Genomic DNA, 18,929 nt, shown 5'->3' on the forward strand with positions numbered 1-18,929 from the left:
CGAAGTCAGTAACCATACCTACGGCAAGGTGAAGCTGACGTGATTTGAAGAGACTTTCGAAGAGTATAACACGAATCATGAGTACAAGCAACCAATTTGCTCACAAGAAAAAGCCTAGATAACTAGACTTTTTTAGCTTATTCTACCGTTACTGATTTAGCAAGGTTACGTGGTTTGTCCACATCAAGTCCACGGTGAAGGGTTGCAAAGTAAGCGACTAATTGCGTTGGTACAACCATTGAGATTGGTGAGAGGTAAGGGTGGACGGTCGTAAGAACGATGTCATCTGTCTCTTTAGCAACATTCTCTTCTGCGATAGTGAGGACCTTGGCTCCACGGGCTGCGACCTCTTGGATATTTCCACGAGTGTGGTTGGCAAGAACTGGATCTGACAAGAGGGCCAAGACAGGCGTTCCTTCTTCAATCAAGGCAATAGTTCCGTGCTTGAGTTCTCCCGCCGCAAAGCCTTCACACTGGATGTAAGAAATCTCTTTGAGCTTGAGACTTGCTTCCATGGCTACATAGTAATCTTGACCACGTCCAATGTAAAAGGCGTTACGAGTTGTTTCAAGAAGATCACGAACCTTGGCTTCGATGGTTTCTTTCTCTGAAAGAGTTGATTCGATAGACTGAGCTACGATTGATAACTCATGAACTAGATCAAAGGCTTGCGCTTTAGTATTGCCATTTGCTTGACCGACTGCTTTTGCTAAGAAGGCAAGGGCTGCAATTTGCGCTGTATAGGCCTTGGTTGATGCCACGGCAATTTCAGGACCTGCATGAAGAAGCATGGTATGGTTGGCTTCACGAGAAAGAGTTGAACCCGGGACGTTTGTCACTGTCAAGCTTGGGATACCCATTTCATTAGCCTTAACCAAAACCTGACGGCTATCCGCCGTTTCACCAGACTGACTGATAAAGATGAAGAGTGGTTTCTTGCTGAGAAGTGGCATACCGTAGCCCCACTCAGATGAGATTCCAAGTTCAACTGGCGTATCTGTCAATTCTTCCAGCATTTTCTTAGAAGCAAATCCTGCGTGGTAAGATGTCCCAGCTGCAAGGATGTAGATACGGTCTGCGTCTTGAACAGCCTTGATGATAGCTGGGTCTACGACAACTTGACCAGCCTCATCTGTGTAGGCTTGGATGAGTTTACGCATAACAGTTGGTTGCTCATCGATTTCCTTGAGCATGTAGTAAGGATAAGTTCCTTTACCGATATCTGACAAGTCAAGCTCCGCAGTATAGCTAGCACGTTCACGGTGATTGCCATCATAGTCTTGAACTTCTACGCTATCAGCCTTGACGATTACCAACTCTTGGTCATGAATTTCCATGTATTGGTTGGTCTCACGAATCATAGCCATAGCATCTGAGCAGACCATGTTATAGCCTTCCCCAAGACCAATCAAAAGTGGTGATTTATTTTTAGCCACGTAGATGACTTCAGGATCTTGTGAGTCAACCAAGGCGAAGGCATAAGAACCACGGATGATGTGAAGAGCTTTTTTGAAGGCTTCAAGAACTGACAAGCCATCTTCTTCCGCAAATTTTCCAATCAAGTGAACGGCGATTTCCGTATCTGTTTGCCCCTTGAAGTGGTGTCCTGCAAGGTATTCTTCCTTGATTTCAAGATAGTTCTCAATGACCCCATTGTGAACCAAGACAAAACGTTCTGTCTCAGAGCGGTGTGGGTGAGCATTGTCCTCAGTTGGTTTCCCGTGAGTTGCCCAACGAGTATGTCCGATACCAGTTGTTCCCTCAACACCAGCTGTCTTAGCAGACAATTCTGCAATACGGCCAACCGCCTTAACCAGATGGTTTTCAGCACCACCTAGGACAAAAATCCCCGCAGAATCATAGCCACGGTATTCGAGCTTTTCAAGCCCTTGAATCAAAATATCAGTTGCATTTGTATTTCCAACAACACCAACAATTCCACACATAGTATATACGACACAGACCAGCTGTGCTTTCTCCTTAAAATTGGTATAGTCTAATTCCTCTTTTATAGAATCAGCAAAAACAGTATATACTTGTTTCTTTCACTTGTCAAGAGTAAAAATTGGTATAGCCGAAATCAACTTCCTGAAATCAAAAAAACTCTGACCAATTAGAACAATCAGTCAGAGTCTTTTTTAAAATCCATTATTATCACTTAGTTCCTTGAACCAGTGCCCTGATTTTTTCAGACGACGTTCTTGTGTTTCCAAGTCTAATTCGACCAAACCATAGCGATTTTTATAGCTGTTGAGCCATGACCAGCAATCGATAAAGGTCCAAATCAAGTAGCCCTTACAATTGGCTCCGTCTTCAATGGCACGGTGCAGTTCACGAAGATGACCTTTTACAAAGTCAATACGGTAATCATCTTGAATCATTCCATTCTCACGGAATTTTTCTTCCCCTTCAACACCCATACCATTCTCTGTCAACATCCACTCAATATTGCCATAATTTTCCTTGATATTTTGGGCGATGTCATAAATCCCTTGCTCATAAATCTCCCAGCCACGATGAGGATTGATTTTACGTCCAGGCATCACATAAGGCTCGTAAAAATGTTCTGGTAAGAGTGGACTCTCTGGATGCTTCGCAAATCGAGGCGCCATAACACGCAAAGGTTGATAGTAGTTGACACCAAGGAAGTCCACCGTATTGTCACGAATGAGCTCCAACTCCTCCTCTGTAGCATCAGGCAAGAGGCCGTGTTCATGCAAGATTTCTACCAACTCCTGTGGATAAGTCCCCAAAACAGACGGATCTAAGAAAGATTGGGTCTGAAAAAGGTCCGCAATACGAGCACCATTGACATCAGCAGGATGCTGGCTACGTGGATAAGCGGGTGTCAAGTTTAAGACAATCCCAATCTTAGCATCAGGCAAGAGTTCATGACAGGCCTTGACCGCTCGACTGCTGGCCAATTGTGTATGATAAGCTACTTTAACGGCTGCCTCTGCATCCACCTTATGTGGATAATGGGCATCGTAAAAATAGCCAAATTCTACTGGAACGATTGGCTCGTTAAAGGTAATCCATTGATCCACTAAATCTCCATAAGTCTCAAAACAAAAACGAGCATAGTCTTCATAGGCTGAGACAGTCGCCTTATTTTCCCAACCATCACCATCCTCTTGAAGGGCAAAAGGCAAATCAAAATGATAAAGATTGACTAAAAGACGAATCCCTTTAGCCTTAATAGCCTCAAAAACCTTACGGTAAAAGTCTACACCTTGAGGATTGACTTCCCCACATCCTTGTGGAAAAATCCGTGACCACTGAATAGAAGTCCGAAAAGCCGTGTGACCAGTTTCTAACAGTAGCTCAATATCCTTTTCCCAATTTTCATAAAAGGTCGATGTCTTATCTGGACCAATCCCATTATAGTAACGATTCGGCTCTACTTGGTACCAATAATCCCAGAGATTATCTCCCTTACCGTCACCAGCTACACGTCCTTCCGTTTGTGGTCCAGAAGTAGAGGATCCCCAGACAAAATCCTTTGGAAATCTTAGCATACATTTACCTCTTTATCTACTCATTTTTCCCATTATACAGAAAAAACAAGGTAAAAACTAGTTACATTTTTTCCTTGTTTTTCTTCTGATTATAGTTTTTATTTCTTGCTGAGAATTTCAAGCGTTTCAAGCACGTTATCTGCATGAACCTCGATGGTATCACCAGTCGCTTTAATCTTCACTTCTACGATACCATCGGCTGCTTTCTTCCCAACAGTAATACGGATTGGAAGACCAATCAAGTCGCTATCACTGAATTTAACTCCGACACGTTCGTTACGGTCATCTGTCAAGACTTCGTAACCAGCTCCCATCAAGCTTGCTTCAAGCTTTTCTGTCAAGGCTTGCGCTTCATCATCCTTGACATTGACAGTGATCAAGTGCACATCAAATGGTGCCAATTCTTTAGGGAAGTTGATTCCCCAAGCGTAACGGTATTCACCTTTTGGCGTTTTGTTAACAAAGAGGCGAGCGTGTTGCTCCATCACTGCTGAAAGGAGACGGCTGACACCGATACCGTAACATCCCATGATAATTGGCACAGCACGGCCATTTTCATCCAAAACATCTGCTCCCATGCTTGCTGAATAGCGAGTGCCAAGTTTGAAGATGTGACCAATTTCGATACCACGCGCAAAGTTAAGGACACCTTGCCCGTCTGGGGAAATTTCACCCTCACGAACTTCACGGATATCCACATATTCTGCAGTAAAATCACGGCCTGGGTTCACACCAGTCAAGTGGTAGCCATCTTCGTTAGCGCCGACCACTGCATTGCGAACATCTTGCACCTTACGGTCTGCAATGATTTTAACATTCTCTGGCAAACCAACTGGTCCAAGTGAACCGAACCCTGCTTGAATAAGATTCGCTACTTCTTCTTCGCTAGCAACGTCGAAGAAATCTGCTCCCAAATGGTTTTTCAACTTGACTTCGTTGAGTTGATCATTTCCAACTAGAAGGGCTGCAACAAGCTCACCATCTGCCATGTAGAAGAGGGTTTTAATCGTTTGTTCTTCTGGAACATTGAGAAAGGCTGCAACTTCATCGATTGATTTAACATCTGGTGTTGCAACACGAGTCACTTCTTCTTCAGCGACAACACGGTTGCTTGGTTTGTACTCGTTTGTTGCCATTTCCAAGTTGGCCGCATAGCTAGATTCACTTGAGTAAGCAATCGTATCTTCACCAGAAACCATCCATTTGAGCAATTCTGCCTTGATTTCTTCTTGCACTTCTGTAGGAATTTCGTCAAATGAGGCAACCGACTTGTCCAAGACAACCCAGCGGTCAAGGTCTGTACGAGCAGGTGTAATGGCCATAAATTCTTGGCTATCCTTACCACCCATGGCTCCACCGTCACCAATAATAGCCTTAAAGTCTAAACCACTACGAGTGAAAATACGCTCATAAGCAGCCTTATACTCATCATAAACACTGTCCAAGCTATCATAGTTAGCGTGGAAACTATAAGCATCCTTCATGATAAACTCACGTGTACGAAGAAGTCCATTACGTGGGCGTTTTTCATCACGATACTTAGGCTGGATTTGGTAAAGGTTGAGTGGCAATTGCTTGTAAGACTTAACAGAATCACGGACAATAGCTGTAAAGGTTTCTTCGTGAGTTGGACCTAGGATAAAGTCTGATTTTTCACGGTTTTTTAGCTTGTAAAGGTCTTCACCATAAGTTTCATAACGACCTGATTCGCGCCACAACTCTGCACTGAGAAGGGCAGGAGCCAACATCTCAACGGCACCAATCTTATCAAATTCTTGGCGCATGATATTTTTAGCTTTTTCAATCACACGGTTGGCAAGTGGTAGGTAAGAATAAACACCTGCTGAAACTTGACGAACATAACCAGCTCGCAACATAAGAGCATGGCTGATAACTTGAGCATCGCTTGGCATTTCGCGAAGCGTTGGGATAGGCATTTTACTTTGTTTCATAATATTCCTCGATTATCTAAAAAAGAGTCGCATGATGTCATTCCAGGTCACAGCAATCATCAAGACAACCATGATGACCACTCCGGCCAAGGTGACATAAGTTTCAATTTCTTGTTTTAATGGTTTGCGGCGGATGGCTTCTAGGATATTGAGCACAATCTTACCACCATCCAGGGCTGGAATCGGAATAAGATTAAAAATCCCGATATTGATGGAAATCATTGCCAAGAAGTACAAGACGTTCTCAATTCCATTTTTAGCGGCATCACTACTTGCCTTAAAGATGGCAACAGGTCCACCTAGCTTGTTCAAATCCGGTTGGAAAATCAAATTTTTCAGTGCTGATAGAATTCGGAGGGCCGAGTCAGCAGCAGTTGTAAATCCACCTACAAACATAGATAGAAAATCTGACTTAATCCCCGGTTGAACACCTAGAAGGTAACGGCCTTGACTTTCTTCCGGAGTAACAGTGACTTGTTTGTCACTACCATTTTCAGAAATAGTCACATCCAAGGTCGGGGCTGTCTTATCTTTGGTTTCTGATTCCACAGCCTGAATCAAACTTTCCCAGTTGCTAATCTCATGTGAGCCAATCTTGGTAATTTGTGCCGTTTCTGGTACTCCTACCTTAGCCAAAGCCCCTTGAGGCATGACATGAAACTGATTAGTGTCAACATCTCTGACACCACCCTGCATGAAGATTAAAATCCAGAAAACAACGACACCTAAGATAAAGTTGTTCATAGGACCTGCAAAATTGGTAATCAGTTTCCCCCAGATAGTCGCATTTTGATATTGAACATCTAAAGGTGCAATCCGAACCTCAGTACCATCTGCTTCCACAACCGTTGCATCGTGATCCACTGCAAATGTTTTTTCTTCTTCCAGAACCAATCCCTTGATAAAGAGCTTATCTTCAAAATCAAACTGGGTCACCTGCATAGGGAGGGCTGTTTGATCCAATTTTTTACCTGAGAGATTGATGCGTTTAACCTTACCGTCATCAGTAAGCGTCAAACTGACAGGAGTCCCTGTCTTAATTTCAGTTGTATCATCACCCCAACCGGCCATGCGAACATAGCCACCCAGAGGCAAGATGCGAATGGTATAGGCCGTTCCATCCTTGCCAATATGAGCAAAGATTTTAGGCCCCATACCGATAGCAAATTCACGCACTAGAATCCCTGATTTCTTAGCAAAGTAGAAGTGCCCGAACTCGTGCACCACCACAATAATCCCGAAAACCAGAATAAAGGTTAAAATTCCGAGCATAGTATTTCCTCCGTCTTTTGATTAAAAGAGTCCAAATAAGTGCATGATTGGAAATACAAGCAACATACTATCGAAACGATCCAAAACACCACCATGCCCAGGGATAAATTTCCCAGAATCTTTGACACCAAAATGACGCTTGATCGAACTTTCTAGTAAATCACCAAATTGTCCAGCCGCACTAAAGAAAATAGCAAAGACTGACATCTTGTAAATTCCATACGGAAGAGCGACTGTACTGTCAACTATCATAAAGATGATGGTTACTAAAATAGCACCTAAAATACCACCCAAGGCACCTTCAAAGGTTTTATTTGGAGAAACTGTCGGAGCTAATTTTCGTTTCCCATAGTTCATCCCAACAAGATAGGCACCACTGTCTGTTGCCCAAACAATACACAAGGCTAATAATGCCTTATCTAAACCTGCAATTCTAGCATCTAATAGAGCATTAAAACCAAAGCCCACATAGAAACTCATAGCAAGCGGGAAAACAGCATCTTCAATTGTATAAGACTTGCTAAAAACGGTCGTTCCTAACATGATTGAAATCAAAACACTATAGGCAACCACATTCCCATCAACTGGCAAAAAAGTCAGGTAATTCTCCAAGGGAATGGTCAAGGCAAAGGTTGCAAAGAGGGTCAAGAGGCCCTCCATCGTCATGGTCTCTAGACCTCTCATCTTCAAAAGTTCATGCATGGCTAGCATAGCTATGATTCCAATTGCTATCTGAAGCAAGAGTCCCCCAATCATCAAAATCGGTAGGAAAATAGCCAGGGCAATTCCTGCAAACAAGGTTCTTTTCTGTAAATCCTGTGTCATATTTCCTCCTAAACTCCTCCAAATCGGCGATGACGACGATTGTAGGCAAGAATGGCTTCCTGCAAGGCTGTCTCGTCAAAATCAGGCCACAAGGTGTCCGTAAAATAGAGCTCACTATAGGCTCCCTGCCATGGAAGGAAATTACTCAAACGCAATTCCCCACTAGTCCGGATAATCAAGTCCGGATCTCGTAAGTCCTTAGGCAAATGCTGGGTGAAGAGATAGTTGCCAATCAATTCCTCTGTGATGTCCCCTGGGTTGATTTTGGCATCTAAAACATCCTGAGAAATCAACTTAAGAGCCTGTGTAATCTCAGCACGTCCACCATAGTTGAGGGCAAAATTAAGAATCAAACCTGTGTTGTTCTTAGTCAATTCCTCAGCCTTGGTCAGAGCTTCAAAAGTTTGCTTAGGCAGGCGGTCCGTTTCCCCAATCATTTGAATCTTAACATTATTCGCATGTAGTTCTGGAACATAATTATCATAAAACTCTACTGGCAAGTTCATGATAAACTTGACTTCCTGATCTGGACGGGTCCAATTTTCCGTAGAAAAAGCATAGACCGTAATAACCTTAACGCCCAGTTTGTTGGCTGCCTTGGTCACAGTTTGCAATGCTTCCATGCCCGCCTTGTGTCCAAAAACTCGCGGTTGCATACGTTTTTTAGCCCAACGGCCATTGCCATCCATAATGATGCCGATATGAGCAGGAACCTGTGTCGGAACCTCTACTTCCACAGCCTTATCTTTCTTAAAAAATCCAAACATGATCTTATTCCTATTCAAAAATCTATCGTTTCATTATACCATATTTCCCTATTTTCTTCTATCACTAAGCTATTTATACTCTTCGAAAATCTCTTCAAACCATGTCAGCTTCACCTTGCCGTNNTTTCATTGAGTATTATTCTCAGGCACAAAGCCCATTTCCAAAAAAATAAGCCGCCTGATTTGGCGACTTTATTTTTTATAGGGAGATTATTATGAAAAAGTTTTAGGAGTTTAAGTTAAGGTCTTCTTAACTTATGAACTTAGTATACACTTCCTAGCTTAAAGTTTCCTTAAGTATTTTTAAAAATCAAATTTTTCCATTTCTCCTGCCAATTTTTCTTGGATAGACGTGTTCGATAAAGTTCCATTCGGTCTTCATTCTCTAAAAAATGAGGAGTTGGACGAACTTGAAAATTCAAAATATCCTCCAAACCATAAGGTGCATAGAGTTCAAAATCGGATTTTTCATTCAAGCGCAGTCCAACTGCCGTACACCGTTCTGGATACTTACTCATAGCATCACAAGAGCTGCTATAGGGAGCAGTGTGAGGACTGTGCTGGTGCATATAGACTTGATTTTTCAACTCCCACTGGTACTGAGGAAAATCCGCTCTCAACTTTTTCTCTAGAGACAAGGTTTCCTCATAAGAAATATCTGGATCAAAGAAAATCACATCTACATCTGTTTCACAGTCAAAAGGGGATTTGTCTGACAAGAGATTCCAGATAAAATTTCTGACAGAACCTGCCGCCAACCAAGAATCTTTCAAACCAAGGTTACGGATGATGGTCAGAATAGCCATCATATCCGGATTTTCTCTAAAAGCCTCTATAATTTCTTGCTCATTTTTCATTGTATTCATAACCTAAATGATCATATGCCTTAGCAGTCGCCACCCGTCCAGACCGTGTCCGCATGATAAAACCTTTTTGAATCAAGTAGGGCTCATACATGTCTTCGACAGTCTCACGCTCTTCTGCTATGTTAACAGAAAGAGTTCCTAGACCAACAGGACCACCACCGTACATCTCAATCATGGTTCGAAGGATTTTTTGATCCACATAGTCCAAACCTTCATGGTCAACATCCAGCATGGTCAAAGCCTTATCGGTAATAACATCATCGATAACCCCATTTCCCATAATCTGGGCAAAATCGCGCACGCGCTTGAGGAGACGATTGGCAATACGAGGGGTTCCTCGACTACGCAAGGCCAGCTCGGATGCTGCCTCATGAGTGATTTCCATCTCAAAAATATCTGCCGTCCGCTCAACAATTTCTGTCAAATCAGCATGGGCATAATACTCCATATGACCTGTAATCCCAAAACGTGCCCGTAGTGGATTTGAGAGCATACCAGCCCGAGTCGTCGCACCAATCAAGGTAAAAGGTGGCAACTCCAAATGAACACTGCGACTGCCTTCACCAGCACCAATCATGATATCAATGTAGAAGTCCTCCATGGCACTATAAAGCACCTCTTCCACAGACATGGGCAAGCGATGAATTTCATCAATAAAAAGGACATCCCCAGGCTCTAAGTCATTCAAAATCGCTACTAGATCACCAGCTTTTTCAATGACTGGACCCGAAGTCTGCTTGAGATTGACACCTAGTTCGTTGGCAATAACAAAAGCCATTGTCGTTTTCCCCAAGCCTGGAGGTCCAAATAAGAGCACATGATCCAGCGCTTCATCCCGCATTTTGGCAGCTTCGATAAAGATTTGGAGCTGGTCCTTGACCTTGTCCTGCCCAATATATTCACGTAAATACTGAGGACGGAGCGTGCGTTCTACTAACTCCTCATCCCCCATTATCTCATTATCTAAAATTCTACTCATGGCTCTATTATATCAAAAAATCCAAGCCACAAACAAAAAAGCCACTGGATTGGTGCCTCCCGAGTTTAGCACTTATGTGGTATAATATTGTTCGGCACTGCTACACCGCCTACGAAAGGAGGTGAATTAGCCCATGATGGATACAATACTTAAAACTATCATCGGACCAATTGTGGTCGGTGTCGTTCTTCGCTTAGTCGATAAATGGCTAAACAAGGACAAATAGTGTCAAAAAGACCCCAAGCTTATTTGGACGTGAGCTTGGGGTCTTTTCTAGCCTATGATATAGACACAATACTTAATTCCCTTTTATTATCCCATAGTTCACAAAATTTGTCAAAGGTTTATATCCTCTTGAACCTCTGTACTACAAGACGTTCAAGATTGCGAAAGTTATCGGAAAATGATGTTTAGAAAACTCCCGAAAAGCCTGAAATAGAGCCAAAAAACTCCACCTAATTGGATGACTCCCGAGTTTAGCACTTATGTGGTATAATATTCTACGGCACTGCTACACCGCCTACGAAAGGAGGTGAGATAGCCCATGATGGAACTAATCCTTAAAACTATCATCGGACCAATTGTGGTCGGTGTTGTTCTTCGCTTAGTCGATAAATGGCTAAACAAAGATAGATAGTGTCAAAAAAGACCCCAAGCTTAATGTGGAAGTTAGCTTGGGGTCTTTTCTAGTCCATGATATAGAACTAATCCTTAATTCTTCTCCATTATCCCACAGTTCACAAAATTTGTCAAAACTTTACCATCCTCAGCTTCTCAAGCTTTAACCACTTTACAACAAGACTTTCAAGTTTAAGAGAAAGTTAGGGATTCTATCAATTTCATAGAAATTTTGATTTAGTAAACGAATAGACAATCTTACATGTCACTCCTCATTTAATACGCCACTACTGGACAAGCAAAATCATTATTACAGCAGTTCCAGTCCTTCAATTAACAGTCACTTACAATCAAATTGAGTTTGAAGTAGCTGAAGTAACAGCAAGCCTATTTCTTAGTCATATTCGCTAAAAAATCCCCGACAAAATCTCAAAAAGTCCCCGCCAATTCCCCGACAAAAATCCGAAAAATACCGAAAAATATCGAAAAATGATTTTTAGAATAGTCCCCAAAAGCCTGAAATAGAGCCAAAAAACTCCACCTGATTGGGTGGAGTTAAGGGAGATTATTATGAAAAAGAAAAGTTTAGGATTTTATTAAATAAAGTTAGGAGGTCTTTATTTAATAACTATATGATACAAGACAAAGCTTAAAACTAGCTTAACTTTTCTCAAATTTTACTATTTTGCAAAAAATTTCTATCACCATCACCTCACCACGAAAAAAAGTCACCTGATTGGGTGACTTCATTAGGAGATTATGATGAAAAAAAGTTTTAGGATTTCATTGAATAAAGTTAGGAGGTCTTTATTTAATGACTATATGATACTAGACCAGCCTTAAACTTTGCTTAAGAAAAACAAGTTTTGTTATTTTTCTCTGTTTACCCAAATCATTCCTGTACAATCATAGGTGGATAAAGTTTCAAACCCCATAGAACGATAAAATCCCACGTTTTTTTCTGTCTGTTCTGTCACCAGCTGGACTTGATAGGCATCTTTGTAATCCTCTAAAGCCTCTTTCATCAAAGCGCTACCAATCCCTTGACGCTGATAGATTGGTAAAACAATTAAATCCTGAACCAATACTGATGAGAATCCATCTCCAACCAAACGAATCAAGCCCACCACAGCATCGCCATCAAGTGCCACATAAATCGCTAATGAATGAGATAAGGCCTGCTCCAGCATCTCTGGTTGATGGGTATAATTTGTCCAACCGACAGCCTGATAGAGATGCAAAACATCCTCTAGCTTGACAATTTCTTGCTTTCTAATGGTTATCATGTCAACACCTCTTAAAGCTCTCTCAAGCTCTTGTACTGCTGTCCATTTTTATCAAAATTTTCAGGACGTAACCATGTTTCTAAACGAGCTTTGACTTGAGGCCAGTCCTTATCAATCATAGACAACCAATCCGTATCCCTCGTCCGTCCCTTATAAACCACTGCCTGACGGAAGGTTCCTTCATAAATAAAGCCCAAACGTTCCGCTGCTCGTCTGGATGGCAGATTTAAGGCATCGCATTTCCACTCATAGCGACGATAGTTAAGCTCCTCAAAGACATAGCAAGCCAAGAGATACTGGGCTTCTGTTCCTATCCGTGTCCCCCTGAGTTTTGGAGAAAAAGTGACAGCTCCCACTTCTATTACTCGGTTATTCTGGTCAATACGCATGAGAGAAAAAGTTCCCAAAGCCTTACCAGTTGCCTTGTCTATGATTGCATAGTAAAAACGGTCCTTACGAGCCAACATCTGATTTAAAAGAGTAACCAGTTCCTCTCTGTCTGCCACCGGTTCCTGAAAGAGGTAGGTCCACATCTCCCGAGGCGTATCAGAGCCATAAACAGCTAGCAAATCCTCCGCATGCTTTTCCACTGAAAGAGCTTCTATTCGAGCATAACGCCCTTCTAAGAAATCAATAGCAGGTAATTTACCAGACGTGTGACCGACTAAAGACTCGCCAATTATCTGACCATATTCATTTACTGGCATAGCTTTCTCCTTGTTTCACTTATTGAATATAGTATAACATATCTCAATGAAAATTTTAGGAAACACTTGGTTTTCTATTCAATAATGCAAACTCCTCTTATAAAAATCATCCATCCACTTTATAGAGGAATAATCAAATATGGGAACGAGTGAGTTAATTCCCCTTATGCTTCTCTCTATTTTTTACTGTTTGTATTCAAATTTCTCTTGTTTTAGTGTTTGCTTTTGTAGACTGGACTACCAACCAGAACTGTGTTTTTATCTTAGTTGGGACTATTATAGTACGGTTCAGCACTATCTACAAATTCTTCAGATGTGTATCAAAAAAATTTATCGTAGCAAACCAAGAGTCTACACTTTCTTTCATTAATAAGCGCCAATCTTTTCTATAACGATGATTCGGTTGATAAGCAATCGTCAACATATGCCCTGTTTCATGGTATTTTTTAAACAAAATGGATTCCCCTTTATAATGTGAAATGATATCATCTATCGCGGATGATGCATTCCATATTTCATCAACATCGCTTCCTAGTAATAATAAAGGAGAGGAAATTTTACTCACATCAATCTGAGCCCTACTATCTTCAGGAATATGTTTTCCAAAAAACTTGTTTAACAGATAATTTCCTAACTGAAATTTTTGATACGGAAGTTCTTTTTGTAAATATGTCCAAGAAGATGAATGAGAGTTGAGTTTTCCCTTTATTCCCTCAAATATTACATTTGAGGGGGAATTGAGTACCAAACATTGCACATCTTTCAAAATACTTTGTCCAGCCAGAACAAGTTCTGCTCCTTTAGAGCGACCATATATTCCTATTTTTGTATTATCAACTTGAGGATGATGATATAGAAAATCTTTCGCCTCCTCCAGACATTCTATTGGAATTCGTTCTAAATTTTGGGGTAATCCCTCTAAACCAAAATAAGCTATCGCAAGACAAATATAGCCTCTTGAAGATAAAAGTTGGGCAATATTCTGAGCTTTTTCAATTCTTCCCTCACTACCACTAACAATAATCACGGCTGGCGCCCTTCTTAACTTTTCATCATAAAATAATCGACCTTGAAAATGCTTGTCATAGATATCTTGATATCTTACTCCTAGATTCATATAACGCCTTACAAAACTTTGCTCCGCGACCACATCTTTCCCTAGCCTGATTTTAATTTCAACACCAAAACAATCTCGTAATGGAATTCTATCAAGAGAACTCGGTAATCTCCTTTTCCTATTCTTCAACGGTTTCGCATTAAAGAATAATCCCATTTCTGAAATCCCTTTATAAGATCCCGAAATAGATGCTGTCTGAGAGGTATCAATCATACCGTCCTGATCAGATAAAAAAATTGCGGTTGATTTCCATATAACATCATGATCTAAAAGCAAGGGAGCATTTATACAGTAATAATCAGACAGGTACATTTCTACACAATACATTGCCCTTGGTTCTAAACCATTAATAGCAATATAAAAAGATTCATCCGCTAAATCTGTTTGTGAAATCAGTTCTATGTTTACAGTCATATCTTCTCCTTTTTGTTAATTTGCTTAACAATTATATTTGAAATTTACCGTGACTTTTACCACGGTAATTCTCCCCACACCTTTTCAATATCATCCATCAATTTCACAACTGTTTTAAGTTCCACCTCGCTATAGTTGTTTAAAACTGAAAAGATTGATTTTTCAATATATGCTTGTTGCTCCTTATGGATTTTAAAAATTTCGATGCCTTTTTCAGATAATCTCAAATATTTATTTTTCCCATTATTCGGATCAAAATCAAAAACAACTAAATTTTTTTGAAGCAATCTTCTAACACTTTGAGTTATTGCACTTCTCGAAACTTCTAATAATTCAGATAATTTTACTAGATTCAAGGGCTGATTTTTTCCAATCACAACAATCAAATGTACCTCATTCAACGTAATGGATTTGTCAACACCACTTTTATGTTGATTTTTTTTTAACTGGTCAAACGCTAAAATAAATCTATTGAAACGATTATTAAATGCAATAAATTCTTTTTTATCCATAATCTCTCTTTTCTTTGTTAATCATATTAACAAAATAGAAACTTCCTGTCAAATAAAAAATCCTCCAGATTCTACTCTGAAGGATTCCTATCTTATTTCACAACAATATTAACCAATTTAGTTGGCTTCAATAGTCCAGTGGACTATTGAAGGTGGCAGATAGAGCTAATAAACTCGTTATTTAACGACGATATTAACGAGTTTGTTAGGTACTGCAATCACTTTCACGATTTCCTTACCGTCAATTTCTGCTTTGACTTTTTCATCAGCGAGAGCAATCTCTTGCAATTCTTCGCGTGATAGATCTTTGGCTACCATCAATTTGGCACGGACTTTACCTTTGATTTGGACGACGATTTCGATTTCGTCTTCAACCAATTTGCTTTCGTCCCATGTTGGCCAAGCGACATAAGAAATTGATTCACCTGTTGCTGCCACTGTTTGCCAGAGTTCTTCTGCCAAGTGAGGCGCAAATGGGGCGATCAATTGGATAAAGCCTTTAGCGTAGTCCACATAGAGCTTGTCTTCCTTGTTAGCGGCGTTGACAAAGACCATAAGTTGGGCAATAGCTGTGTTGAATTTCATGGATTCGATTTGCTCAGTGACAGATTTAACGGTTTCGTTATAAACCTTGTCAAGATCACCATTATTTTCCGCAACGATTTCTTTACTTGTAATCAAACGGTAAACACGGTCAAGGAACTTACGGCTTCCTTCCAGACCTTCTTCTGACCAAGCAATTGAAGCATCAAGTGGGCCCATGAACATTTCATAGACGCGAAGGGTATCGGCACCGTATTGTTCCACTACGTCATCTGGGTTGACAACGTTCTTAAGAGATTTAGACATCTTGGCTGGTGCTTGCTCCAACTCTTCTCCTGTTTCCACATGGAAGAAGGAACCGTCACGTTTTTCAACCTTGTCAGTCGCCACAAGAGCCCCACGGTGGTCACGGTAGCTAGTTCCCAAAATCATTCCTTGATTAAAGAGTTTTTGGAATGGCTCTTTAGTAGGTACAACACCGAGGTCATAGAGGAATTTGTGCCAGAAACGAGCGTAGAGCAAGTGAAGAACAGCATGCTCTGCACCACCAACGTAGATATCTACTGGCAACCATTGTTTTAGGAGGTCCTCATCAGCCAATTTCTCAGTATTATGTGGATCAATATAACGGAGGTAATACCAGCTTGAACCTGCCCACTGTGGCATGGTATTTGTTTCACGACGACCCTTGACACCATCTTCACGAGTCACTTCAAGCCAGTCTGTCAAGTTAGCTAGTGGACTTTCACCAGTACCTGAAGGGCGGATATCCTTAGTTACAGGCAAGACAAGTGGCAATTCATTTTCAGGAACAGCTGTTGAAGTTCCATCTTCCCAATGAATGATTGGAATTGGCTCACCCCAGTAACGTTGACGGCTAAAGAGCCAGTCGCGGAGACGGTAGGTAACCTTCTCTTGTCCACAGCCTTTTTCTTCCAACCAAGTTACAATCTTGGCAATAGCGTCTTCTTTGTTGAGTCCATCTAGGAAGTCTGAATTAACGTGAAGGCCATCTTCTGTGTAGGCAGCTTCTGCTACATTTCCACCTTCAAGGACTTCGACGATTGGAAGGGCAAATTGTTTGGCAAATTCCCAGTCACGTTGGTCGTGGGCAGGAACAGCCATTACCGCACCTGTTCCATAACTAGCAAGAACATAGTCTGCAATCCAGATTGGAATTTCCTTACCATTGACAGGGTTGATAGCATAAGCACCAGTCCAAACCCCTGTTTTTTCTTTGGCAAGGTCTGTACGAGCCAAGTCTGATTTCAGACTGGCTTGGTGTTTGTAGTCTGCTACTGCCTCTGCTTGCTCTGGACTTGTGATAGCGTCAACCAAGTCATGCTCAGGAGCCAAGACAGTGAAAGTCGCACCGAAAAGGGTGTCAGGACGAGTGGTAAAGACTGTGAATTCCTCGTCTGTTCCCTTAACTTTAAAGGTTACATTAGCACCAGTTGATTTCCCAATCCAGTTGCGCTGCATGTCCTTGATAGACTCTGGCCAATCTAATTCATCCAAATCATTAAGCAGACGCTCCGCGTAGGCCGTGATTTTGAGCATCCATTGGCGCATTGGTTTGCGGACAACTGGATAGCCTCCACGCTCAGATGTTCCGTCAGGAAGCACTTCTTCATTAGCGATGGCTGTTCCCAATTCTTCCACCCAGTTTACTGGCACTTCCGCTTCATAGGCCAAGCCTTTTTCGTAAAGCTTGGTGAAAATCCATTGCGTCCACTTGTAGTAGTTTGGATCTGTTGTATTGACTTCACGATCCCAGTCATAAGAAAATCCAAGCGCATTGATTTGGCGCTTGAAGTTGGCAATGTTCTCAGCTGTAAATTCTGCTGGATCATTACCAGTATCCATAGCGTATTGCTCTGCAGGCAAACCAAAAGCATCCCAACCCATTGGGTGAAGGACATTGTAGCCTTGCGCACGTTTGTAACGGCTGAGGATGTCTGTCGCTGTATAGCCTTCTGGGTGCCCTACGTGCAGGCCCGCTCCAGATGGATAAGGGAACATATCAAGCGCATAAAACTTAGGTTTTGATGCATCTGTTCCTGTCTTAAATGTATGATGTTCTGCCCAGTAGCCCTGCCACTTAGGCTCAATTTCTTTATGATTGTAAAAACTCATGGTCTCTCTCCAATTTTGTGATGTTACTATTATACCATTTTTGAGGGAATTTGAAAGACGAGAAATGTTCTTTTAGACTTGTATGCCAAGAAAGACCGAATCGCAAATCCATCTTATACTCAATGAAAATCAAAGAGTAAACCAAGAAGCTTATCTCGTATAGCACAAAATACTTATTTTAGACCGAAGATAAGACTGGAATACTAATTAATGTATTTACTATAAATAGCTGACAACCTATGTCGCTTTTTGATTTATGAAGAACGTCGGATTCAATACGAGGATCAATAAAAGACTACCATTTGGAAAACAGTAGTCCTTATTGTTTATTTTGAATTTACATAGGCGTCTACAGCGATAATGGCTTGTGCAACATCTGAAGGCGAAATCTTAAACGGCATCTGATGGATTGTCTCACCCTCCATCGTTGCTTGTTTACCAACTTTGATTAAATCATCATATCCAACTTGATCTAAATGCATTTCTTTTAGAGTTGTTGGCATGCCAATTTTTTTGTAAAACTCAATATACTTATCAAGTTCTTCTTTTGGTCTATTTTCCAAAAAAAGTTGTACCAAGGTTCCATAAGCTACTTTTTCACCATGTGTTAAATGATGTATGTCACCTGTCAATGCAGTAAAACCATTATGAATTGCATGCGCCGCAGCCAATCCTCCACTTTCAAAACCTAGACCACTCAATAGAGTATTAGCTTCAACAATATTTTCTAATGCTGGCGTCACAACTTTAGCTTCACAAGCCACCATGGCCTGTAAACCATCTGCAAACAGCGTTTCTTCACATTTCTTCGCAATTGCAACTCCAGCCAACGTTTGTTGTTGTCCTAACATAGTTTTTCCATTTGCCTGCATAACTGCACGCGCCTCAACCCAAGTTGCTAAACCATCTGCAATACCAGATGCTAATAAACGCTTAGGGGCTTGTGAAATAACTTTTGTATCAACCAAAACTAAATCTGGATTTTTAGAATAAAATAGATAATGATCAAATGCACCTTCATCTGTATAAATAACAGATAAAGCAGATACAGGTGCGTCGGTCGATGCAATTGTTGGAGCAATAATAACAGGCTTTTCAATCAAATCTGCAATAGCTTTTGCGCTATCAATCGTCTTTCCCCCACCAAGACCGATAATACTATCACAATTTTCTTTCTCAGCCAAGGCAACAACTCGATTGATTTCATTGTCAGAAGCTTCACCATTAAACTGGGCTAGAACAATATGGAAACCATACCTATGCAAGTAATCTTCAAATCGTTTTCCAACAATATCATAAACCAACTGATCGCATAATAGAATCGGACGATTTCCCAAATCCAATATTGATTTGGCATTTTCAAACAAGGCATTTTCCCCTTGAATATATCTAGAAGGGCTAGCAAAAATTCTCATAT

General features: G+C 41.0%; 16 protein-coding genes. 2 read left to right on the forward strand and 14 right to left on the reverse strand.

Annotated elements, in window-relative coordinates; genetic code table 11:
• Nucleotides 1-137: 137 nt before the first annotated feature.
• The 8 genes from glmS to ruvB form a co-directional block, all read right to left on the reverse strand.
• Nucleotides 138-1,946: a glutamine--fructose-6-phosphate transaminase (isomerizing) gene (glmS, locus tag HT697_RS08140; protein ID WP_173219321.1), complete on the reverse strand. Its 1,809-nt coding sequence runs from the start codon at nt 1,944-1,946 to the stop codon at nt 138-140.
• Between the two features lie 192 nt (nt 1,947-2,138).
• Nucleotides 2,139-3,518, reverse strand: coding sequence for a 6-phospho-beta-glucosidase (gene bglA, locus HT697_RS08145; RefSeq protein WP_050259800.1), 1,380 nt, complete (start codon nt 3,516-3,518; stop codon nt 2,139-2,141).
• Nucleotides 3,519-3,616: 98 nt separating this feature from the next.
• Nucleotides 3,617-5,470 (reverse strand): proline--tRNA ligase, encoded by a 1,854-nt coding sequence (locus HT697_RS08150; protein WP_050259801.1) that lies wholly within the window; start codon nt 5,468-5,470, stop codon nt 3,617-3,619.
• A 12-nt stretch (nt 5,471-5,482) separates the two neighbouring features.
• A complete protein-coding gene (rseP, locus tag HT697_RS08155; RefSeq protein ID WP_000900675.1) occupies nt 5,483-6,742 on the reverse strand; it encodes an RIP metalloprotease RseP in 1,260 nt (419 codons plus the stop codon).
• A gap of 21 nt (nt 6,743-6,763) precedes the next feature.
• The gene (locus HT697_RS08160) at nt 6,764-7,567 is read right to left on the reverse strand and encodes a phosphatidate cytidylyltransferase (protein WP_050259804.1); all 804 of its coding nucleotides are present in this window, start codon (nt 7,565-7,567) and stop codon (nt 6,764-6,766) included.
• An 8-nt stretch (nt 7,568-7,575) separates the two neighbouring features.
• Nucleotides 7,576-8,334, reverse strand: a complete 759-nt coding sequence (locus HT697_RS08165; protein ID WP_166736646.1) for an isoprenyl transferase — start codon at nt 8,332-8,334, stop codon at nt 7,576-7,578.
• 293 nt (nt 8,335-8,627) lie between these two features.
• Entirely contained in the window at nt 8,628-9,200 is a 573-nt protein-coding gene (locus tag HT697_RS08170) for a nucleotidyltransferase family protein (RefSeq protein ID WP_166736645.1), read from the reverse strand.
• Nucleotides 9,181-10,179: a Holliday junction branch migration DNA helicase RuvB gene (gene ruvB, locus HT697_RS08175; RefSeq protein ID WP_125443323.1), complete on the reverse strand. Its 999-nt coding sequence runs from the start codon at nt 10,177-10,179 to the stop codon at nt 9,181-9,183. The genes HT697_RS08170 and ruvB overlap by 20 nt, the downstream gene beginning before the upstream one ends.
• Before the next feature lie 133 nt (nt 10,180-10,312).
• Between ruvB and HT697_RS08180 the strand changes: the two genes are divergently transcribed.
• Nucleotides 10,313-10,405, forward strand: coding sequence for a type I toxin-antitoxin system Fst family toxin (locus tag HT697_RS08180; RefSeq protein WP_000969509.1), 93 nt, complete (start codon nt 10,313-10,315; stop codon nt 10,403-10,405).
• A gap of 318 nt (nt 10,406-10,723) precedes the next feature.
• Complete coding sequence (locus HT697_RS08185) at nt 10,724-10,816, forward strand: type I toxin-antitoxin system Fst family toxin (RefSeq protein WP_000970296.1); 93 nt, start codon at nt 10,724-10,726, stop codon at nt 10,814-10,816.
• 850 nt (nt 10,817-11,666) lie between these two features.
• Here the strand turns inward: HT697_RS08185 and HT697_RS08190 are convergent.
• From HT697_RS08190 to HT697_RS08215, 6 genes are all read right to left on the reverse strand, one after another.
• Nucleotides 11,667-12,083 (reverse strand): GNAT family N-acetyltransferase, encoded by a 417-nt coding sequence (locus HT697_RS08190; protein WP_173219318.1) that lies wholly within the window; start codon nt 12,081-12,083, stop codon nt 11,667-11,669.
• Nucleotides 12,084-12,094: 11 nt separating this feature from the next.
• Nucleotides 12,095-12,790: a GNAT family protein gene (locus HT697_RS08195; protein WP_173219315.1), complete on the reverse strand. Its 696-nt coding sequence runs from the start codon at nt 12,788-12,790 to the stop codon at nt 12,095-12,097.
• 298 nt (nt 12,791-13,088) lie between these two features.
• A complete protein-coding gene (locus HT697_RS08200; RefSeq protein WP_060805952.1) occupies nt 13,089-14,321 on the reverse strand; it encodes an acyl-CoA thioesterase/BAAT N-terminal domain-containing protein in 1,233 nt (410 codons plus the stop codon).
• 56 nt (nt 14,322-14,377) lie between these two features.
• Nucleotides 14,378-14,833, reverse strand: a complete 456-nt coding sequence (locus HT697_RS08205) for a MarR family transcriptional regulator (RefSeq protein WP_060805951.1) — start codon at nt 14,831-14,833, stop codon at nt 14,378-14,380.
• Between the two features lie 177 nt (nt 14,834-15,010).
• Entirely contained in the window at nt 15,011-17,512 is a 2,502-nt protein-coding gene (gene leuS / locus HT697_RS08210; RefSeq protein ID WP_173262890.1) for a leucine--tRNA ligase, read from the reverse strand.
• A 326-nt stretch (nt 17,513-17,838) separates the two neighbouring features.
• A complete protein-coding gene (locus HT697_RS08215) occupies nt 17,839-18,927 on the reverse strand; it encodes a glycerol dehydrogenase (protein ID WP_173262893.1) in 1,089 nt (362 codons plus the stop codon).
• Nucleotides 18,928-18,929 lie beyond the last annotated feature (2 nt).

This window comes from Streptococcus sp. 1621 (assembly GCF_013276615.1).
Lineage (GTDB): Bacteria > Bacillota > Bacilli > Lactobacillales > Streptococcaceae > Streptococcus.